Here is an 18,124-nt window from a genome sequence, read left to right as displayed (position 1 = left end):
ACCTACACCTACACCTACACCTACACCTACACCTACACCTACACCTACACCTACAAAAAATGGAGGAAGTGTGCGGGTGGATTTAAATAGAGTGGACAATTTGGTTGATTTAATGGGGGAAATATTAATTCTGCAAGAAGAAATTAAAAGTTCTATATTAATACACAATGATATTGATTGTTTGAAAAAACTTGAAAATATAACGCAAGAATTACAAGATAATATTATGTCTATGAGATCTCATCCTATAGATATAGCCTTTCAAAGAATGAAAAAAGTAGTAAGAGAAGCTTCTAGAGTTTCCAATAAAGATGTTAATTTAATATTTGATGGTAATGATATTAACATTGATAGGTCTATATTGGAAAACATTATAGATCCGCTAACGCATATGGTTAGAAATGCCATTGATCATGGTATTGAAGATTCTGTATCAAGGAAGTTAAAGGATAAAGATCCTATAGGATCTTTACACATTAGAGCATTTCATTTTTCAGGTAGAGTAATTATCGAAGTTGAAGATGATGGTTGTGGGCTTTCAAAGAGTAAAATTATTAAAAAAGCTATTAACAATAATATTATTCCTTATGATCATTCATTATCAGATATTGAGATATATAATTTAATTTTTGCTTCAGGTTTTTCAACGGCAGACGCTGTGTCCAATCTCTCCGGAAGAGGGGTTGGTATGGATGTTGTAAAGCGTGAAATTGATAAAATTGGAGGGAAAATCAGCATTTATACGGAAGAAAATAAAGGAACGAAATTTCGTATGTCGTTACCTTTGACTTTATCCGTTGTGGAAGGAATTTTATGTAAATATTTGGATAATAAATTTATTATTCCTGTTTCTGATATATTAGACACATTTGAGATAGATTTTGAAAAAATCATAATTGGTAAAAATAATTTGTCTATGTATAATTATAGAGGAAATTATATTCCTATTAATTATATTAACTCGCTCTTTAATGAGGCGATAGTGCCGTCTCGAATTGGTGTTTGTGTCTCATCTGAATATGGAGATAGATATATAATTCCGGTTGATGAAATAATTGATAAAAATAGATTTGTTATAAAATCTATAGAAAAAAATTATAAAAATATTAATGGATTTTCTTCATCAACTATACTTGGAGATGGAAACGTTTCCTTGATTTTTGATGTAAATTATTTCTTTCAAAATGGAAAATTTTGAAAGAAATAGGAGAAAAAAATGAATAAAGTTTTGGTTTTCAAGTGTGGAGAGTACAATTTTTCTTTTGATATCTCGTATATTAAAGAAATTAAAGGGTGGATTAAACCAACTTTACTTCCCTCGACAGAAAAACACATTGAAGGTATAATAAATATAAGAGGAGCAATCATTCCTGTTGTGGATTTATATAATATAATAACTGGAAATAATAACTTAAATAAAAAAGCTCTTATAGTTGTTTATTTTATGGAAAAGATGATATCTTTTTCTGTGTCATCTGTGAGTGATATTATTGAATACTCAAAAATAAATCAAACCCCAGAAATTTTTGCAGATAATACTAATCTTATTAATGGAATAATAGAAAGTGATAATAGGTCTATTTTTTCTATAAACTTATCGATGATAATGGAAAAGGTAATTGATAAGTGAATAATATATTAATTGATAAAATTAAAAAAAATATAAATAAAAAATATGGACTATTTTTTCCGGAGGAGAAAAACTATCTACTTGTATCTAGAATAAAGAAATCTTTTATTAAATCAAATTTTTTTAGCTTTGAAAAATATATTGATTATATAATTTTTTCTGAAAATTATGACCTTATTATCAATGATATTACGACTAATTTTACTATGTTTTATAGAGAAGAACATCATTTTTCTTATTTAAAAGAGTTTATAGAAAGGCAGAGCAATAAAAAAATTAAAATATGGTCTGCTGGCTGTTCCACGGGTGAAGAGGTGTATTCAATTGGAATGTCTATTAACGAATTATGTATGGTTAAAAACATTAGCTATAGTATTTTAGGTAGTGATATTAATGAGGATGTAATTCAATTTGCGAATGAAAATAGATATGAATATGAAAAAATAAAAAAAATATATAATATATATAAAAATTATATAAAAATTGAAAATAATTATGCATATTTTTCGAATGAAATAACAAAAAATATTAAATTCAAGAAAATAAATTTAAAATTTGGGTGGAATCTTGATTGTAAAATTGACGTAATTTTCTGTAGAAATGTAGCTATATATTTTGATTTTTTTAGTAAAGATCAGCTGTGGAGCCGGTTATCTCAGTCCTTAGAAGTGGGAGGGGAATTATATATAGGACATTCTGAAAGAATACATAACCCTTCTCAGTATGGACTAAAAGTATTTGGTATTAATGCTTATAGGAAAGTATCATGAAGAATAAAATTAAAGTTTTGGTTGTGGATGATTCTATAACAACTCGTGCATTAATAGCATTAAATTTAAAGAGGGATGATCGTTTACATGTGGTTGGTGTGGTGGGAACACCTTATGAAGCGCGAGATATGATTATAAAATTAGATCCAGATATCATTACTTTAGATATAGAAATGCCTGGAATGAATGGGCTACAGTTTTTGAATAAAATTATGAATTTTCGCCCCATGCCGGTAGTTATTGTTTCTAGTTTTGAGAAAAATCATAAAATTGCAGATGCTGCGTATAGAATGGGAGCGGTGTCCTTTTTTTCGAAAAAACGAGGAAAGGAAGCATTTTCATATTTGGCAAATGAGGTGGTATTCTCTTATCATAAATATCAATCAAAATATAAAGTAATAGGAATTGGATCTTCTACAGGTGGAATATCGGCGCTGGAAGATGTCCTAAAAAAGCTTCCTTTGCATTCGCCGCCAGTTGTTGTTGTTCAGCATATTCTATGTAACTTTGCTGAGGGTATGGTAAAAAGACTTAATGAGATTATTGAATTGAAAGTTGTTTTAGCAAAAGACGGTGATATTTTGGAAAGCGGTACAGTGTTTGTGGCGCCTGGAGAAGGGCAACATTTAGAAATTGTTCTAAAAAATGGAGAGGCTGTTTGCCATTTATCGGAAGGAGAAAAAGTAAGTGGGCATAGGCCTTCTATAAATGTTTTATTTAACTCTATATCAACTATTTATAAGAATAATTCTATTGGAGTAATTTTAACCGGCATGGGGGACGATGGGGCTCAAGGTCTCCTGGCAATGAGAAAAGAAGGAGCTTTTACCATCGCGCAGGATGAAAAAACATCTGTGGTATATGGGATGCCTAAGCAAGCTTTTGAGTGTGGAGCTGTGTGCAAACAACTGCCTATAGAGTGTATAGGTGAAGAGATTTCGCGCAATTTTTAATTTTGAAAGAAACAAATTATGATAACGGCAGCATCAATGTCTATAATACTTGTTGATGATCAGACATCAATTAGATCTCTTTTGAGAAATAGTTTAATACAGTTGGGGTTTGTGAATGTTTCCGGAGTTAAAAATGGGCTGGAAGCACTGGAGCATATTCGGTGCAATACAGTGCATTTGATTATATCTGACTTTAATATGCCTGATATGGATGGACTGGCGTTATTGCGTGCTATTAGGTCCTCTCCAAGCACGCAAAAAATTGGTTTTATCATGCTGACTGGTCATGCCAATAAAAACTTAGTGCAAAAAGCTATTTCCGAAGGAGTAAACAACTTTTTGGCTAAACCATTTACAACCAGTACTTTAAAGTCTCGTATTGAAGCTGTTTTTGGACCGGTTTGTGGTGGATAAAAATCCTTCTTATTGTTTGTGAATAATAAGAATTTCACGAGCTGCACCGTAGATGTGATAGAGGGAACTTGCGGGCATGTGATTGGATATGGCGTTATAATTAGAGTGAAGGCGATCGATCCAGCCGCCAGACAAGGTTTCTTGCAGAAAATATTGAGTGAGTATTTGACTGCAGTGGAGTGCTGCTGATGGTCTTTTTTTAGCGCTGGGGTGGTGCAGGAGGCGTAAAAATTCAGTTTGAGGCCATATACGCAGCGAGTTCTCTTGAACAGAGCCTACATCATTGATGGCATCAAGAACATGGTTTTGGGTGATGCCATATTGTTCGGCTGCTGCTTGTAAAGAATGAGCCTGTGAGGTGATGGTTTGGTGCTGTGTCGTATTGGGAGCCAAGCGTATATACTCATGTAATAGCCATGACCATTCTAGCATGTGGCCTGGTTCTACTCGATTGCTGCCAAATGGGTTTAATGGAGCGAGATCAGAGGTGAAGAACTCAAGTAATAAGTGAGAATGCGGATTAATAAAGCATTTTTGTGCTAGGGTAATAAGACGATGTGCATGTTGGAGGTAGTCATCATCTTGTGTTGTTTCAAAGAGCGCAAGGCAGGCTTCTAAAAAGTGCATGTGAGGGTTTTGGCGGCGAATTGTATCTTTGATGGGGAATGTGTCCCAAAAGCCGCCGGTTGATGCTGAAAAGATTTTAAGTGTTTCGTTGAATATTTCTTTAGCTGTGTTTCTGTAGTGAGCGTTTTGAGTGAGGCGGTAAGCCCATGCATAGGCATACAAAATAAAGGCATGTGCGTAGAGATCACGGGTAGTGTCGACCGGTTCATGCGAGGGGTTAATAGAAAAAATCCATCCGGGTTTGCCGTCACGTCGCCAATAGAGCTTTTCGATCATTTCAAGGCAAGCGAGGGCTTTGTCGCCGGCATAAAAATGTCCGTCGATTTCAGCGCGGCAGTAAGTGGCGATTTGCCGTGCTTGAACCATGAGGCGTAATTGTGGGAGGGGGATGGGTTGCCCGCCCCATGTTAAGCGTTCATGGAAGAGTGAGGTCTCTGTGTTGAAACCTTGTTGGCTCCAAAGAGGTAAAGCTTTTTGAGTGAGCCAGTGAGACCACTCATGGTGCAAATTTTCGTAAGAAATCATGATCAGCGTTTAGTCATCTTATGAACAATAGATGTGGTTGAGCGGCCGGAAACAAGGTTTGCTAGGAACACAGTGCCACCATATGATTTAACAAAATCCCCCCCCACAACGTCATCTTCACGGTAGTCTGAACCTTTGACAAGAACGTCGGGTTTTAGGGTTTGTATCGCTTGAAGTGGAGTATCTTCGTCGAAAATCACGACGAGATCGACATAGCGTAAAGCGCCCATGACAGTTGCGCGTGCTTGTTCGTCCTGTAATGGGCGGGTTGGCCCTTTGAGGCGCATGACGGAGGCATCGCTGTTGAGTGCGACGACGAGTTTGTCACCTTGGCGTGATGCTTCACGTATGAGGGCAATATGGCCTGGGTGTATGAGGTCAAAGCAACCATTGGTAAAAACAATACGTGCTCCATGGTGGCGCCAATTTTCAATGATGTGTTGTGCCTGTGACAAGGGTAAAGTGGCGCCATTCTCCTGCATATCGGCAAGGAGGCTTTGATTAAGCTCTTCACGCGTGACTGTGGCTGTACCGAGTTTGCTAACCGCAATGGAAGCCGCGTTAGCTGCAATGACTATGGCTGTTTCTAGGTCTTGCCCTGCGGATAAAACGCTAGCGATTGTGGCTACGACGGTATCTCCTGCGCCGGAAACATCATACACTTCTGATTTATGTGCTGTTGCGTGAGTGACGCTGCCATTTTGGCGGCAGAGCGTCATGCCGTCTTCGGAGCGTGTGACAAGCATGTCCCCGCCGAATTGTTCCATTGCGCGGCGCGCTGCATACTCGACTTCTGCATTTGTTTTGACGGGGAGGCCAGTGGAGGCTTTTAATTCACCGCGGTTAGGTGTGATGAGGGTGGCTCCGCGATAGGTACGGAAGTCCAGTCTTTTGGGGTCAACGATAACTGGGATGTTTCGTGCTTGGGCTTCTGCAAAAATAGCGTGCAGAACGGGGTCTGATAATACGCCTTTTGCATAATCTGAGCAGATGACGACATCAGCATGGGCAATCGCCGTGCGGGAAGCCGCGATGAGTGCTTCTTGCATGTCTGGGGAGACATGGTCGATTTTTTCTTCGTCGATGCGTACGAGTTGCTGCCGCCCGCTTAAGACGCGTGTTTTGGTGATGGTGGGCCAAGCAGGGTCAGCGACGAGGCCTGAGAGAGAGATGTTCGAGAGAATTTGTAAGTTTTTTCGAAGCGTTTCCGCTGATTGGTCACAGCCAATAAGGCCGACAAGCTCGACAGAACAACCTAATGTTGCGGCATTCATGGCTACGTTGGCTGCGCCACCGGGGACGGTGGTGTGGTTGGCATGAACCAACACAGGAACGGGAGCTTCAGGTGAAATCCGTTCAACGGAACCATTGATGTAACAATCGAGGAGTAGATCACCAATAATGGCGACCCGGCCGAAAGAGAGGTTGTCGATCATGAGTGGGCTTTTCCTCGAATGCTCATCACATCAATGCGAGACATTATTTCTCAGTGGAGGCGAAGGCACCACCCCAAATCCACCAATTGTGGTGTTCTCGTAAAATTTGAGCCGCGGCATGGGCGTTTTCGGCGGTTGGGAAGAGGCCGAAGCAGGTGGCTCCGGATCCACTCATGCGGGATAAGAGGCAGTTGGGTAGCGTGGCGATGGCCGCGAGCGTTTCATTAATAATGGGCGCAAGGCTAACGGCAGGGGGCTGGAGGTCGTTGGTTGTATCCGTCAAGGTTGAGGCGAGGTGCTGCATGTTTTCCCAATGCATGGGAAGAATAGGTGCTGTCCGGGGTTGTGGACCGCCTGTTTGAGAAAAGCGTCGGAAAATGTCGGGTGTAGATACGCCGATGCCAGGGTTGGCGAGTAAAATGCCGCCTTCTGGGAGTGTCGGGCCTGCTTCTAAAATTTCGCCAATGCCGAGCATACGTGTTGGCGTTTGTCCCAAGCATACGGGAACATCGGCGCCTAATGTTGGGGCGATGTTGGGCAATAATGCGGGATCAACTTCCCATAAAGTGGAAAGAAGGCGCAGGGCGCTGGCGGCATCGGCTGAGCCGCCGCCGATACCTGAGGCAACGGGAAGGTTTTTTTCTAAGGTTAAGTGAACGCCTTGTGTAATGCCTGCTTTTTGCCGGAGGGCATGGGCCGCTTTTAGGACGAGGTTATCGTCTGAGGCGCTTAAGCCGACTGAAAAAGGGCCGGTGATGGAGAGAAGGCATTCGCTGTCGTGCTTCTCGGCGCTTATTCGGTCACCTGCACCAGCAAAAACGGCGAGACTATCGAGGAGGTGGTATCCGTCCGGGCGGCGACCAGTGACGTGCAGGAAAAGATTGATTTTTGCGTGTGCGGTGTCGTGCAGTGTCAGTGGTTTGGTCATGGAAGGAGCCCGGATGAGTGTTCGAAAATAGGAAGATGAGGGCCATTATGGCGCAATGCATCGTCTATGAGTGTGCGGTCATGTTCTGATGGTTTGTCATCAAGTGCCTGATTCCATTGATCTTGTGCTTCTGTATGACGACCTTGATACCAGTAAGCAACACCCAGATGATAGGCAATCTCGGGGTCATTGGGAGCATGTTCTGCTGCAGCGTTCAGTAGGGGGGTGGCTGTTCTGAGGTCTTTTTTGAGTTTGATGAGGGCCCATGCGTAGCTGTCCTGAAACGCTGTGTTGTCAGGCTGAAGTTTGAGCGCTTTTTGTAAAGATTGGAGTGCTAGGGCGGGGTTGTCGTCATGTTCGATGGATGCGTAACCGATGCAGTTTAGTACGTCTGGTTCATTGGGGGCCAGTTCTAAAGCATGTGACATGTCTTCATGTGCATGGGGCCAGTCCCCGGCATTTTCGTAAGCCATAGAGCGGGCAAGAAGAAGTGGCCATACGTCGTCTCGTCGCGGGGATGAGACGATGAGGGCATGAGAGTAGTGCTTTATGGCGTCTTGATGCAGCCCCACGTTTTCTTCGATATCGGCAAGTTGTGTCAGAAAAAATTGGTCATCCGGGCGGAGGGTTAATGCGTGCTGTAGGGCATAGCGTGTGGCATTGGGATCGTGGGTCTGGCTGGCTAACGTGACGCGCTCTTGTGCTGCAAGGAGCGCAAGCGGGTCTGTATCGGGAATAACATTGAGGATGACGAGGCCATGCTCGGCTTGGTCTTCGTCGCGGAATAAATCGGCGAGAAAAATGCGAGCAACGGTAAGATTGGCGTCGAGGTGGAGGGCCTGTTGCAGCGCAATGATGGCGACATCGCGGGAGGCTGGGTCATGCGACGTGCCGGTCAGCATAACAGCCATCTGGACGTTCAGAATAGCGGTGGCTTGTGCAGCAGATAACGGCGCGCGTGGCCGGAGCTGTTCTTGAAGGCGGTCTACGGTGAGAGCGGTTAGTGCGGATTGTGTGCCGAGATCAGCTAAACGTTTGAGTGCATTTTGACGGTGGTTTGTCTGAGCGAGCCAGCCGCTTTCCAGTTGGGCATTAAGAATTTGGAGGGCAGGTGAGTTCGGTGCGCTTTGGGTAACACGATTATATAAGGTGGCGATTGTTTCCGGAGTGGCCACGCGTTCGGCGATCAGGGCTGCGTGCAGTACTAATAGGCTGCGTGTTGGTCCAAAAGAGGCGGCGTCATTTAGAAGTGTAATGGCTTGTCGAATGGAGGATGAGTTGGGGTTGCGAAGTGGTTCACTGTCATCCACGAGGCTCCATGCCGTGAGGACGGGCGCTACAAGTGCAATGAGAGGCCCAGGATGGCTGGTTCGGTTTAGGATGCGGCGTGTTTCGTTCGTTTGATGGTGTGCGAGTGTGTCTTCCGCCAGTAAAAAAGCTGCAATATCATTATCTGGCATGGTGCGCGCGAGGTTGAGGGCATCTGCCGTGCGGCCATCCATGGCGGCATAGCTTAGGGCTTGTTTTGATAATGTAGGGTCATTGGGGGCCAGCGGTAGTAGGTGGAGCAGGGCGCCAGAGGCTTCAGTAACGGCATTACGCTGCATCATAACATCTGCAGCCAAACGCCATCCTGTTGTAGATGTTTGCGTGGTGATGTTTGTAAAAGCTTTTTGGATTGGCGGAATGCTTTGCGCGTGGGCTATATGCGGCGCAGTTGAGAGCGCAAGGGAGATCCCGGCCAAGCCGCATGTTACGCGGTTGAGCAGTGGGGAGGACGAAAAAAGGCGCCGAAGCGACCTGTGCCGGAGGCCGTTGATCTGCATAATAGATTTCTTTTAGACCGCGTATGGTCTGTCGCCAACTGAAAGCAGACATGAAGCGGGAGAGTGCATGACCCCTGATGTGATTCAAAGACAAGCGGAGTACCTTGCGGCTTTAACGCTTCTGCGTGATTGGGGTGCGGATGAGGCTTTATTAGAGGCGCCACAAGATCGTTTTGCAGAGGTCGAATCTGCGGTGCAGGCGGCGCGCTCTGACGTGACGTACGAGGGGCGTGCTTCTGTGCGGGGAGGAGGGGAGGCTCCTCGGGCGGTAGAACGTTCGGTGTCGGCGCGCGGCGTGGCGCGGCAGGGTGAGGTCGAAAAACTCTCGGAAACAGCCTTTCTGGCACGAATGGCGACGCATCATTTGAAGCCTATTTATGCCGAAAATGCACCTGTGATGTTGATTGGTGAGGTGCCTGACGCGGAGGAAGATCGCACGGGCTCTCTTTTTGCGGGAGAGAGTGGCCTGTTGCTGGATCGTATGTTGGCCTCGATTGGTGTGGCGCGGTCTGCTTTATCACAGGTGCCATCTGTACCGTGGCGGCCGCCGGGCGGGCGGCCGGTGAGTGCTTCTGAAATGAAGGCATGTTTGCCATTGTTGCAGGAAGCGATCCGGGAAGGGCGTCCTCAACGAATCGTTACGTTGGGTGTGACGCCTCTTAGAATGTTGTGTGGCGCTGTGATGTTGGGGCGTATGCGGGGGCGTTGGACGAGTGTGACGATTCCGGGTTTGGAAGAGCCGATTCCTGTTTTTCCGATGCACCATCCTGTGCAGTTGAGGGTTGGTGCTCCGATGCGTCGTAAGACGTGGGAAGATCTCTTATCTTTGCGTGAACACTTGGAAAAGGCAGGTGTTTTGTAACCCGAAGGAAGGTGTGGCAAAAAAAATGCACAAAAGAGAAAAAAACCATCAAAATTAAGCTGTTGACCACTGGAACGAATCGTAAAGCCTCGCTATGATCGTACCGTCGCGGGCCATAAAGTTTGCTCAAACTTGCTTTGGTGCGTGAAAACGTGTAGCCACTCGTCGCTATGCGATGGATGATTCCCCTAAATTGTAATAATGCAACACGCGCTGTTGTGGTCAGTGCGCTTCTCGTGGCTGGTGGTTCTTTGGCGTCTGTGCGTGCACAAACGCTGCGTTCTCAACCCGCACAAGCTGGCACCGTCCAGACAGAAGATGCGCATGATGATGAAACGGCGTTTGCACAGGGGCGGATGCCAGATGATGCTGCTGTGTCTTTACCGCATCCGTTATCTGCGGGTGAGGCAGCTCATTATCGCCAGATCTTTCAAGCCCAACGACGAGGGGATGTGCGCCTCGCGCAGATCACTCAGCGGCATTTGTCCGATACGACCTTGTTGGGGGATGTTTTAGCGGATCGGTACCTTTCGCCTGGAGCGCAGCCTGCGTCGGAAGAGTTGAAGGACTGGCTGAAGCATTATGCGTCTTTGCCAGATGCCGGAAATATTCAGGCGCAATTGTTGAAAATGGTTCCTCCGGGTAGTGTGCCGGTGCAATCGTTTCGTCGTGCGCTCTCTGCGGATGCAGGGAGCGATTCTGCTCATACGGGCTCGGCTGTGCCAGCAGATCCGCTTGCGCATGCTTTCACACGTAACTCTTTGTTGGACCGCACGGTGCAAGAGCGGGTTGCGCGGGGTGAGCGTGGAGCGGAGAGTGCGCGTCGCTTGGTTGATGCAACGCCGGGTATGACGGATGCCTATGCTGGGCAGCTTTATGGTGAAATTGCGCTCGGCTTATTATCGCAAGGGGTTACGAGCGCGGCTTTGCGTATTGGGAGTGCCGGGTATGGGCGTGGGCAACATAAGGTCGCTCTACCTGCTTACGTCGCAGGTTTGGCGGCTTGGCGTTCGGGGCAATATGCTGCGGCCTATTCTTTGTTTGAAGATGCTGCCAATGCGCCGCTGACAACGGCGGAGGCTCAGGCCTCTGCTGCGTATTGGGCTGGGCGTTCCTCTGTGCCGGTACACGGTATGACGCGTTATGCCAGTTGGCTGCATCGGGCTGCGGTGCATAAAGAGACGTTTTATGGTCTTTTGGCGGCTCAAAGCTTGGAGCAGGGTCGGCATGGCCATGCACGAGTGCCGGGTTTGGCGCATGAGCTAACTTTGCATGACCCAGTACCCGTTTTGAGTGAAATTGATGTTGAAGCGGTGAACGCTCTGCCGGATGGACGGCGTTTGTTTGCCTTGCTGCAAATTGGTGAGGCAGGCCGCGCAGAGGCTGTTATTCGCCAGATATGGCCAGATATAGCGGGTGATTCTGCGCGTGCGCGGTCTTTGCAATTGGTGGCGCAGGCGGCGGGCCTTCAGGATTTGTCAGAGCAGCTTGCGTCTTTGATTGTTGATGGAGAGCATCAGCCTAGCGGTGTGCCGGGGGCTTCTTTGCCGTTACCGAGCCTGCGGCCTGCGCATGGGTTCCGCGTTGATCCCGCCCTAGTCTATGCGCTGACGCGTGTTGAATCAAATTTTGATGCGAGCGCAGTTTCTGGTGTGGGGGCTGAAGGGTTGATGCAAATTCGCCCTCTGACGGCAACGTTCGTGACGCATCCTCATCAGGTTTATGATTCCAAAGGTGTAGCCATTAATACGGTGGCGCCGGGGATGGTGGCACGTTTGCGTGACCCAGCAGCCAATTTAGAGATTGGCCAGATGTATGTTGTGTATCTGGCTGGGCAGTCGAGCCATGTTGATGATGCGACGCATCCAGCCGGTGGTGATTTGGTGCGGGTATTGGCATCATATAATGCAGGGCCGGGCGCGATTGCGCGTTGGGAAGCGGCGCAGCAGGCAGATATGCATGATCCGTTATATTTTATGGAGACGCTCCCCAATACGGAGACGCGTGATTATGTGCATCGTGCGCTAACCTATACGTGGCTATATGCGCACCGCCTTCATGTGGGTGCGCCGTCTTTGGCTGCGCTCAGTGCGTCTGAATGGCCGTCATTTTCTGCGGAAGAGGCCTTGGCGCGGAAGCATGCTGTGAATTGATCCTCTGTTTAGAGCAGGGTGATGAGTGCAGCGCCGCCTAGGATGAGAATGAGAGCGGCGAGTAAGAGAATGGTCAGGCGCTTTTCAATGAAGTGCCGGATGGGTTCTCCGTAGAGTTTGAGTAAGATGGCCTCAAGGTAAAAGCGTGCTCCGCGGGTGATGATACTGGCGGCGATGAAGGGGATAAGCGAAAAATGCGCAGCCCCTGCAGCAATTGTGACGAATTTATAGGGCAGTGGCGTAAGGCCTTTGGCTAGAATGATCCAAATCCCGTAATGTTGGAACAAGCTTTCTAGCGAGGCGATCTTGCTCTCGGCGTGGTAAAAATGAGCGATTGGTGCGCCGATATGTTCCATGAGGAAGGCGCCTAACCCCCAACCGATGATGCCCCCGGCAACGCTTGCAGCGGTGCACAAGCCGGCGAGGCGTAGTGCATGCTCGCGATGTGCAAGCAGCATGGGAATGAGCATGACATCCACTGGAATTGGGAAGATAGAGGCTTCTGCTGCGGCAACGATGATGAGCCAAAAGGGGGCGCGTGGTGATGCCGCGAGGGCCATGAGGCGGTTGTAAAGGGATGTCAGCACAAGAACTCTCAGGATGCGGGGCGTCTTAAAGGTATCTTCTTTCGTATCGTTCCGCAGTATAAATGGAAAGTTGTTTGCTGGGAGCAGACGAGAGATGGCTTCTGTTTTAAAGAAGAATCTTTCTTAGGCTGCCGCTGGGGCAGTGTCTCTATTATAGAAAGTTTTTGGGAAATGGCGGTACGTTATACTTTGCCGGCGCGGATTTTGCATTGGGTGATGGCTTTTATCATCATTGCGGCGTGGGGAATTGGTTTTTATGCAGACCGTATTCTGCCGGTGGGGCCGTCCCATACGCGTTTGAGTTTGCTGACGTTTCATAAAGAAATTGCGACGTTTGTTATTGTATTATTTGTCGCGCGTGTGGCGTGGCGTGCTACGCACCGGCCGCCTGAAGTGCCGGGGGCATTAACGGAAGAACAGCGTTTTGTGGTTCATGTCGCGCATTGGATTTTGTACGGTTTGATGCTGCTGACGCCGGTGACGGGGTGGTTGATGTCTTCTGCTCACGGCTATCCGGTGCCGATGTTGTGGGTGATTCATTTGCCACCATTAGTGGCGAAGAGTGCGGTCTTGGCTCCGCTCTTTACCGCTTTGCATCAGCTGGTGTCATGGGTGCTGGGGGTGTTCATTGCAGGGCATGTGACCGCAGCGTTGCTGCATCGTTTCTCACGCCGTGACGGGATCCTAGAAACGATGCTTTGATCAATCGAGTGTTGTTTCGAGAGGTAATGGTTTGGGGTTGCCCTGTGTACGTGAGGGAGTTGTTTGACTACGTTTCCGACGCTTTGCCGGTGGAATAGTGCTAGGCGTCGGAAAGAAGGATATATGCGTGTGGGGCGACGGGAGCTTAGGTTTAGGCGTAGTGAGGCCTGCAGGCGTTAAAGGCTTTTAAAATAGTTTCGCCAATGGCCTCATCTGTATCATGGATGGAGACATGAAAAACCTTTCCAGCGTTTTCATCCAAACCCCACGCCCCGTGGCCGCCCCCGCCGCCGCGTGAGGCCGTTAGCTCGATTAGATCCGTATTTTCATAGTCCCAGCATGAAAATACGCAGGCTGTTTTAGTTACAGCGGTTCGCCAATCTTTGATTTGAAAGTCTACGGCGACTTTTCCCCAAAAATTTAAATTGGCTTGGCTGGTTTCGGAGTTCACTTTCTTAACTGTTTCGAATGAAAGTGGAGAAGCTTGGTTGAAATCTTCACTGGTGTGTAAAGAACGGCGAAAATTTTCGCCGATCCATTGAGGTGTTGCATGCTTTCGATTCGTGTAGACTGACCAACCCGTACGTGAAAAAAATATTCCATTCCATGTTTCAGAACAGGTCACAGCGTAGAATTTCTTACATCTGTAGAGTTTTGCTCTTCTTGTCTTCATCATTTCACAACCTGTGGGGATGAATGGGATAATGGCGCTGATGCTAATATGGTGTTGCTGTTTCGTCCAAGGTTCTTGGGGCAGCGTTGTAGAGTGTGAAGTTGTTGTAAGTGTTTAGTCACCATTTATTCAGTGGCGGCTTTGAGGCCTTGGCCTGCGGCCAGTGGGCTGAGGGGAAGGGCTGCCATGAGGCACGCGCCTAAGAGGTCTAATCCACTTTCTGCAGATGTGCCGAGCAAGGGCGCGTAAGAGGCGGATGCGCCAAAGATCAGGATTGGTGTTGCGAGGGGGAGCACTAAGAGGGGTAACAGAACGCCACCGCGGCGTGCGCCCAGCACAACGGATGCTGCCATTCCGCCGAGGAGTGAAAGGCACAATGTGCCGAGTGTGAGGCTGATGAGCAGAATGGGCATTTCCTGTTCGGTCACGCCGAGCATGAGCCCAAGTGGTAAGCTAGCAATAATGAGAGGTAAGCCCGTTGTAAGCCAATGAGCGATCATTTTGGCGAGGGCAACCCATGGGGCCGAAAGGCCCGTGAGCATTAAGAAGTCCAGCGATCCGTCATCCAGCTCAGATCCGAAAAGTCGGTCAAGTGGTAGTAAAGATGCGAGCAGCGCGCAGACCCAGACGATGCCTGGTCCCATATGGCGCAGCAGGTCCGGTGAAGGGCCGAGGGCTAACGGGAAGAGGCTGCCGCATAGAATAAAGAAAAGGAGTGTCGCGAGGGTATCAGCGCCAAAGCGAAAGGCGAGGAGAAGGTCACGGCGAATAAGTGCGAGAAAAGCCGTCATGACAGAATATCCAAATCAAAATCATCTAACGGCGTTGTGCTGGGTGAGATGACGGGGAGTTGATGTGTGCGTGTGTTCGGTAATGGGAGGGGCACGTGTGTTGTTGCGATGAGTGCGCCACCTTGGGCGCGGTGCTGTGCCATAATGTGCCCGAGGCGTTCAATGCTGGCCTGATCCAGACCGACGCTTGGTTCGTCGAGGAGCCATAAGGTTGCGCCGGAGAGCATAACGCGCGCAAAGGCTGCGCGGCGTTTTTGTCCGGATGAGAGGAGGCGTGCAGGGACATCTGCGAGGTGAGTAAGGTCCAATGCTGCCAAAACATCATGTAGCGGTGCTGCGCCGAGTTGTGCGGCGAGGGCGAGATTATGGCTAAGGCTGAGGGCTGGTTTAAGAGCATCTTGATGGCCGAGCCATGAGAGGGAGGCTGCGCGGGTGATTTGGCCGTGTGTGGGGGAACGTAGTCCTGCAATGGTGCGTAGGAGGGTAGATTTTCCTGCTCCATTTGGGCCGGTGAGCAACATTGCTTCGCCGGGGTAAAGGGTGAGGTTGACCGCATCCAGCACGAGGCGATCCCCACGGATGACGGAGAGGTCCTGTACTGTAAGGATGGGCGTGGGGGTGTCCGGGCTGCTCATGTCATCCATTGCAAATAAGAAGCGTTATCAAAAAAGTTTAGACCCGTGAATGGCGTGATGCGCAAGGGGGTGTTGCGTAAACGTATCGCGTGTTGGGCTTTCAGGCCATGAAAGATGGAAAATACTCGCCCCGATGGGGGAGGTCCGTTAAGAGGGGGTTCGTTTTCTGTGTTAGAGTATGTCATGGTGTGACGCTCATGCCATGTGCTATTTTGAATGAGGGGCCTGGAACTGACTGATCTCGTACTTCGGGCGAGTGACATCGCCAAATCCTTTGGTGGCAGCCCAATTCTCAAGGGAATTTCGCTTAATGTAGAGCGAGGAGAGCTGATTTCCATTATCGGTCCATCGGGCTGTGGGAAATCAACCTTCTTGCGCTGCTTGAATTTTCTTGAGCATCCGGATGTTGGGTCTGTTCATATTGAAGATGTCGCGGTGTCATGCTCAGGCGGTCACTGGACCAGAGCGCATGAGGCGCAAGCCCATAAATTGCGCCAGCATGTCGGTATGGTTTTTCAGTCGTTTAACTTATTTCCGCATCGTACGGTGTTGGATAACGTGATGATGGCCCCGATTCATGTGAAACGTGTACCTGCGGCTGAGGCTGAGGCTGTTGCGCGTGAATTGCTGACGAAAGTTGGCTTAGAGCATGTGATGGAGCGTTTTCCGGATAGTTTGTCTGGTGGACAAAAGCAGCGTGCGGCGATTGCGCGGGCTTTGGCCATGAAGCCATCTGTTATGCTGTATGATGAGCCGACCTCCGCTCTGGACCCAGAATTGTCCGAAGAAGTGCTGACAGTGATGCGTGCGCTGGATGAGGAAGGAATGACCCAATTGGTGGTCACGCATGATATGCGGTTTGCGCAGGCAGCTTCTGACCGGGTGTTGTATTTTGAGGGGGGGGAGATCGTGGAAAGTGGCGATCCGGACCTGATGTTTGCCGATCCGCGAGACGGGCGGACGCGGCGCTTCTTGCGGACGCTGCTCGGATGAAACGTTTTCTCTCCTTAATATGTGCGTGTTGGGTCGGGGTATCGGTTTTGGTGCCGGCTTCAGCGCAAGCCGCGTCGAGCAATGTGCCGGGTGCTTTGAACGCAACGGATTTGCCGTGGGCCTCTGATGGGGAGGCAAACGTACCCTACACCTTCCATGACCCCGCGGAAGAATCCCGCATTACGGGCTTTGAATATGACCTCGTGGCTGCGCTGGGCGAGCATATGGGGTTAAAGTCCCGGTTTGTTCAAAATGACTGGGATGGGTTAATCCCCGGCCTATCGCGTGGGCTCTATGCGATGGTGGTGGATGGAATTGAGATGACGCCGGAGCATAAGGCGGCGGTTCTCTTTTCTCACCCTTATTATATTACGAGTAACCGTATCGTTGTTCGGAAAGAGATGAAGGATCCACCTTTGACGGTGGATGCTTTGCAGGGGCGCACGGTTGGGACCATCAAAGAGACATCGGCAGAACGGATTTTGCGGCGTGATGGTCATGTCAAAATTCGTTCGTATGTTGAAGAGACAAATGCGTTTGCTGACCTGAAGAATGGTCGGCTGGATGCTATTTTGCTTGATGAGCCGATTGCGCTTTATTACGGCAGTATCTCTCAGGACATGCAGATTGTTGGGGAGCCAATTGGCCATACGTCTTATGGTATTGCGTTCCGGCATGGTGAAGAGAAACTGTGTGGCCGTGTCGATGCCGCGTTAGCTGACCTTACTCAAGACGGCACTTTGCATCGGATTTTGGCGAAGTGGAATCTATGGACGCCCGCTATGGCGGATTACACGGGCGATCACACGCAGCCGGATATCGCGCCGACGGAATGGCAGCGTTATCGTGATGCAATGGACGCGACGACCGGCCGTGGTTGGGGTGCTCTTGCGAAGCGTTATATTGGCTTCCTACCGCTGATTGGGCGTGCCGCATTGATGACGCTGGCAGTTTCAGCTTTGGCGATGGTGTTGGCTGTGGCGTTGGGTGTGAGCTTAGCGTTGGCGCGGCATTATGGTGGTTGGGTACTACGCACGACGGCCGGGCTGTATGTTGAGATCATTCGCGGCACACCATTGCTGATTCAGGTGTTATTTATTTTTTATGGTTTGCCGATTTTTGGTATCCGGCTCTCTCCGTTCGTGGCGGGTGTTCTGTCTCTGGGGCTGAACTATGCCGCATATGAAGCGGAGAACTATCGTGCGGGTCTGTTGTCTGTGCCTAAGGGGCAGTCAGAAGCGGCGGTGGCCTTGAACATGACGCAGCTACAGGCGCTGCGTTTGGTTGTGGTCCCGCAGGCTTTTCGAACGGTTGTGCCGGTCATGACGAATGACTTTATCTCGTTATTGAAAGATAGTTCTTTGGTCTCGGTCATTACGTTGAGTGAGTTGAGCCAAGCGTATGTAAGGCTTTCGGCTACGTATTATGACTATTTTGGTACCGGACTGATGGTTGGCGCTGCGTATTTGCTGCTGGGTCTGCCTTTTGTCCGTTTGGCGCGTATGGCTGAGCGGAGAATGGGGCGGAGTATGGGCGGCGCGGGGCGGCCTCATTAAAGATGCGATCTTTTTCCGTCAAAGGGTCTGAACGATTCTTATAGCGCTACTTATATGTAAAGT

Annotated in this window: 18 protein-coding genes; 10 read left to right on the top strand and 8 right to left on the bottom strand. The window is 48.6% G+C overall.

Translation table 11 applies throughout. The annotated features are described in order from the left end of the window. The 5 genes from KB213_RS08070 to KB213_RS08050 all read left to right on the top strand — a co-directional run. A partial coding sequence (locus KB213_RS08070; protein WP_211681995.1) for a chemotaxis protein CheA occupies positions 1-1,198 on the top strand: 1,198 nt, incomplete at its 5' end. An 18-nt stretch (positions 1,199-1,216) separates the two neighbouring features. After that, positions 1,217-1,630, top strand: coding sequence for a chemotaxis protein CheW (locus tag KB213_RS08065; protein WP_211681993.1), 414 nt, complete (start codon positions 1,217-1,219; stop codon positions 1,628-1,630). Further along, on the top strand, positions 1,627-2,400 hold the full coding sequence (locus tag KB213_RS08060; RefSeq protein ID WP_211681991.1) for a CheR family methyltransferase: 774 nt from the start codon (positions 1,627-1,629) through the stop codon (positions 2,398-2,400). Before KB213_RS08065 ends, KB213_RS08060 begins: the two co-directional genes overlap by 4 nt. Continuing rightward, on the top strand, positions 2,397-3,353 hold the full coding sequence (locus KB213_RS08055; RefSeq protein WP_211681989.1) for a chemotaxis protein CheB: 957 nt from the start codon (positions 2,397-2,399) through the stop codon (positions 3,351-3,353). The genes KB213_RS08060 and KB213_RS08055 overlap by 4 nt, the downstream gene beginning before the upstream one ends. Positions 3,354-3,371: 18 nt before the next feature. Next, the gene (locus KB213_RS08050) at positions 3,372-3,767 is read left to right on the top strand and encodes a response regulator (RefSeq protein WP_211681987.1); all 396 of its coding nucleotides are present in this window, start codon (positions 3,372-3,374) and stop codon (positions 3,765-3,767) included. A gap of 9 nt (positions 3,768-3,776) precedes the next feature. Here KB213_RS08050 and KB213_RS08045 read toward each other — a convergent pair whose 3' ends face one another. The 4 genes from KB213_RS08045 to KB213_RS08030 are packed head-to-tail and all read right to left on the bottom strand — an operon-like array spanning position 3,777 to position 9,109. Continuing rightward, the gene (locus KB213_RS08045; RefSeq protein WP_211681985.1) at positions 3,777-4,919 is read right to left on the bottom strand and encodes an AGE family epimerase/isomerase; all 1,143 of its coding nucleotides are present in this window, start codon (positions 4,917-4,919) and stop codon (positions 3,777-3,779) included. Between the two features lie 2 nt (positions 4,920-4,921). Then, on the bottom strand, positions 4,922-6,355 hold the full coding sequence (gene rfaE1, locus KB213_RS08040; protein ID WP_211681983.1) for a D-glycero-beta-D-manno-heptose-7-phosphate kinase: 1,434 nt from the start codon (positions 6,353-6,355) through the stop codon (positions 4,922-4,924). 43 nt (positions 6,356-6,398) lie between these two features. Beyond that, a complete protein-coding gene (locus KB213_RS08035) occupies positions 6,399-7,283 on the bottom strand; it encodes a 4-(cytidine 5'-diphospho)-2-C-methyl-D-erythritol kinase (protein ID WP_211681981.1) in 885 nt (294 codons plus the stop codon). Beyond that, the gene (locus KB213_RS08030; protein ID WP_211681979.1) at positions 7,280-9,109 is read right to left on the bottom strand and encodes a tetratricopeptide repeat protein; all 1,830 of its coding nucleotides are present in this window, start codon (positions 9,107-9,109) and stop codon (positions 7,280-7,282) included. Before KB213_RS08030 ends, KB213_RS08035 begins: the two co-directional genes overlap by 4 nt. Before the next feature lie 67 nt (positions 9,110-9,176). Here KB213_RS08030 and KB213_RS08025 point away from each other — a divergent pair, with 67 nt between their 5' ends. Together KB213_RS08025 and KB213_RS08020 are read left to right on the top strand one after the other, a co-directional pair. Beyond that, the gene (locus KB213_RS08025; RefSeq protein ID WP_211681977.1) at positions 9,177-9,971 is read left to right on the top strand and encodes a uracil-DNA glycosylase; all 795 of its coding nucleotides are present in this window, start codon (positions 9,177-9,179) and stop codon (positions 9,969-9,971) included. Between the two features lie 170 nt (positions 9,972-10,141). Continuing rightward, on the top strand, positions 10,142-12,124 hold the full coding sequence (locus KB213_RS08020) for a transglycosylase SLT domain-containing protein (RefSeq protein ID WP_249110361.1): 1,983 nt from the start codon (positions 10,142-10,144) through the stop codon (positions 12,122-12,124). A gap of 8 nt (positions 12,125-12,132) precedes the next feature. Here the strand turns inward: KB213_RS08020 and KB213_RS08015 are convergent, their stop codons facing one another. Continuing rightward, entirely contained in the window at positions 12,133-12,711 is a 579-nt protein-coding gene (locus KB213_RS08015; protein WP_211681976.1) for a YqaA family protein, read from the bottom strand. Positions 12,712-12,882: 171 nt separating this feature from the next. Here KB213_RS08015 and KB213_RS08010 point away from each other — a divergent pair, with 171 nt between their 5' ends. Next, positions 12,883-13,413 (top strand): cytochrome b, encoded by a 531-nt coding sequence (locus KB213_RS08010; protein ID WP_211681974.1) that lies wholly within the window; start codon positions 12,883-12,885, stop codon positions 13,411-13,413. 151 nt (positions 13,414-13,564) lie between these two features. Here the strand turns inward: KB213_RS08010 and KB213_RS08005 are convergent, their stop codons facing one another. The 3 genes from KB213_RS08005 to ccmA form a co-directional block, all read right to left on the bottom strand. After that, on the bottom strand, positions 13,565-14,089 hold the full coding sequence (locus KB213_RS08005) for a hypothetical protein (RefSeq protein WP_211681972.1): 525 nt from the start codon (positions 14,087-14,089) through the stop codon (positions 13,565-13,567). Positions 14,090-14,211: 122 nt separating this feature from the next. Beyond that, a complete protein-coding gene (gene ccmB, locus KB213_RS08000) occupies positions 14,212-14,877 on the bottom strand; it encodes a heme exporter protein CcmB (protein ID WP_068169386.1) in 666 nt (221 codons plus the stop codon). After that, positions 14,874-15,512 carry a heme ABC exporter ATP-binding protein CcmA gene (gene ccmA / locus KB213_RS07995; protein WP_211681970.1) on the bottom strand — a complete coding sequence of 213 codons (639 nt, stop codon included), beginning with the start codon at positions 15,510-15,512 and terminating at the stop codon, positions 14,874-14,876. The genes ccmB and ccmA overlap by 4 nt, the downstream gene beginning before the upstream one ends. 216 nt (positions 15,513-15,728) lie before the next feature. Between ccmA and KB213_RS07990 the strand changes: the two genes are divergently transcribed. Together KB213_RS07990 and KB213_RS07985 are read left to right on the top strand one after the other, a co-directional pair. Then, entirely contained in the window at positions 15,729-16,505 is a 777-nt protein-coding gene (locus KB213_RS07990; protein WP_068169392.1) for an amino acid ABC transporter ATP-binding protein, read from the top strand. Next, positions 16,502-18,061: an ABC transporter substrate-binding protein/permease gene (locus KB213_RS07985; RefSeq protein ID WP_211681968.1), complete on the top strand. Its 1,560-nt coding sequence runs from the start codon at positions 16,502-16,504 to the stop codon at positions 18,059-18,061. Before KB213_RS07990 ends, KB213_RS07985 begins: the two co-directional genes overlap by 4 nt. Positions 18,062-18,124: the final 63 nt, after the last annotated feature.

It is taken from the genome of Neokomagataea anthophila (assembly GCF_018122595.1).
Taxonomy (GTDB): domain Bacteria; phylum Pseudomonadota; class Alphaproteobacteria; order Acetobacterales; family Acetobacteraceae; genus Gluconobacter; species Gluconobacter anthophilus.
The sequence above is the reverse complement of the archived record's forward strand: the minus strand, read 5'-3'. Positions and strand labels throughout refer to the sequence as shown.

What these genes read in the sequence shown, in the direction of transcription:
- KB213_RS08045 (WP_211681985.1), bottom strand. Translation starts at nt 4,919, where the DNA reads ATGATTTCTTACGAAAATTTGCACCATGAGTGGTCTCACTGGCTCACT.
- KB213_RS08020 (WP_249110361.1), top strand. Translation starts at nt 10,142, where the DNA reads ATGCGATGGATGATTCCCCTAAATTGTAATAATGCAACACGCGCTGTT.
- rfaE1 (WP_211681983.1), bottom strand. Translation starts at nt 6,355, where the DNA reads ATGATCGACAACCTCTCTTTCGGCCGGGTCGCCATTATTGGTGATCTA.
- KB213_RS07985 (WP_211681968.1), top strand. Translation starts at nt 16,502, where the DNA reads ATGAAACGTTTTCTCTCCTTAATATGTGCGTGTTGGGTCGGGGTATCG.
- KB213_RS08050 (WP_211681987.1), top strand. Translation starts at nt 3,372, where the DNA reads ATGATAACGGCAGCATCAATGTCTATAATACTTGTTGATGATCAGACA.
- KB213_RS08065 (WP_211681993.1), top strand. Translation starts at nt 1,217, where the DNA reads ATGAATAAAGTTTTGGTTTTCAAGTGTGGAGAGTACAATTTTTCTTTT.
- KB213_RS08035 (WP_211681981.1), bottom strand. Translation starts at nt 7,283, where the DNA reads ATGACCAAACCACTGACACTGCACGACACCGCACACGCAAAAATCAAT.
- KB213_RS08005 (WP_211681972.1), bottom strand. Translation starts at nt 14,089, where the DNA reads ATGATGAAGACAAGAAGAGCAAAACTCTACAGATGTAAGAAATTCTAC.
- KB213_RS07990 (WP_068169392.1), top strand. Translation starts at nt 15,729, where the DNA reads ATGAGGGGCCTGGAACTGACTGATCTCGTACTTCGGGCGAGTGACATC.
- ccmB (WP_068169386.1), bottom strand. Translation starts at nt 14,877, where the DNA reads ATGACGGCTTTTCTCGCACTTATTCGCCGTGACCTTCTCCTCGCCTTT.
- KB213_RS08055 (WP_211681989.1), top strand. Translation starts at nt 2,397, where the DNA reads ATGAAGAATAAAATTAAAGTTTTGGTTGTGGATGATTCTATAACAACT.
- ccmA (WP_211681970.1), bottom strand. Translation starts at nt 15,512, where the DNA reads ATGAGCAGCCCGGACACCCCCACGCCCATCCTTACAGTACAGGACCTC.
- KB213_RS08025 (WP_211681977.1), top strand. Translation starts at nt 9,177, where the DNA reads ATGACCCCTGATGTGATTCAAAGACAAGCGGAGTACCTTGCGGCTTTA.
- KB213_RS08030 (WP_211681979.1), bottom strand. Translation starts at nt 9,109, where the DNA reads ATGCAGATCAACGGCCTCCGGCACAGGTCGCTTCGGCGCCTTTTTTCG.
- KB213_RS08010 (WP_211681974.1), top strand. Translation starts at nt 12,883, where the DNA reads ATGGCGGTACGTTATACTTTGCCGGCGCGGATTTTGCATTGGGTGATG.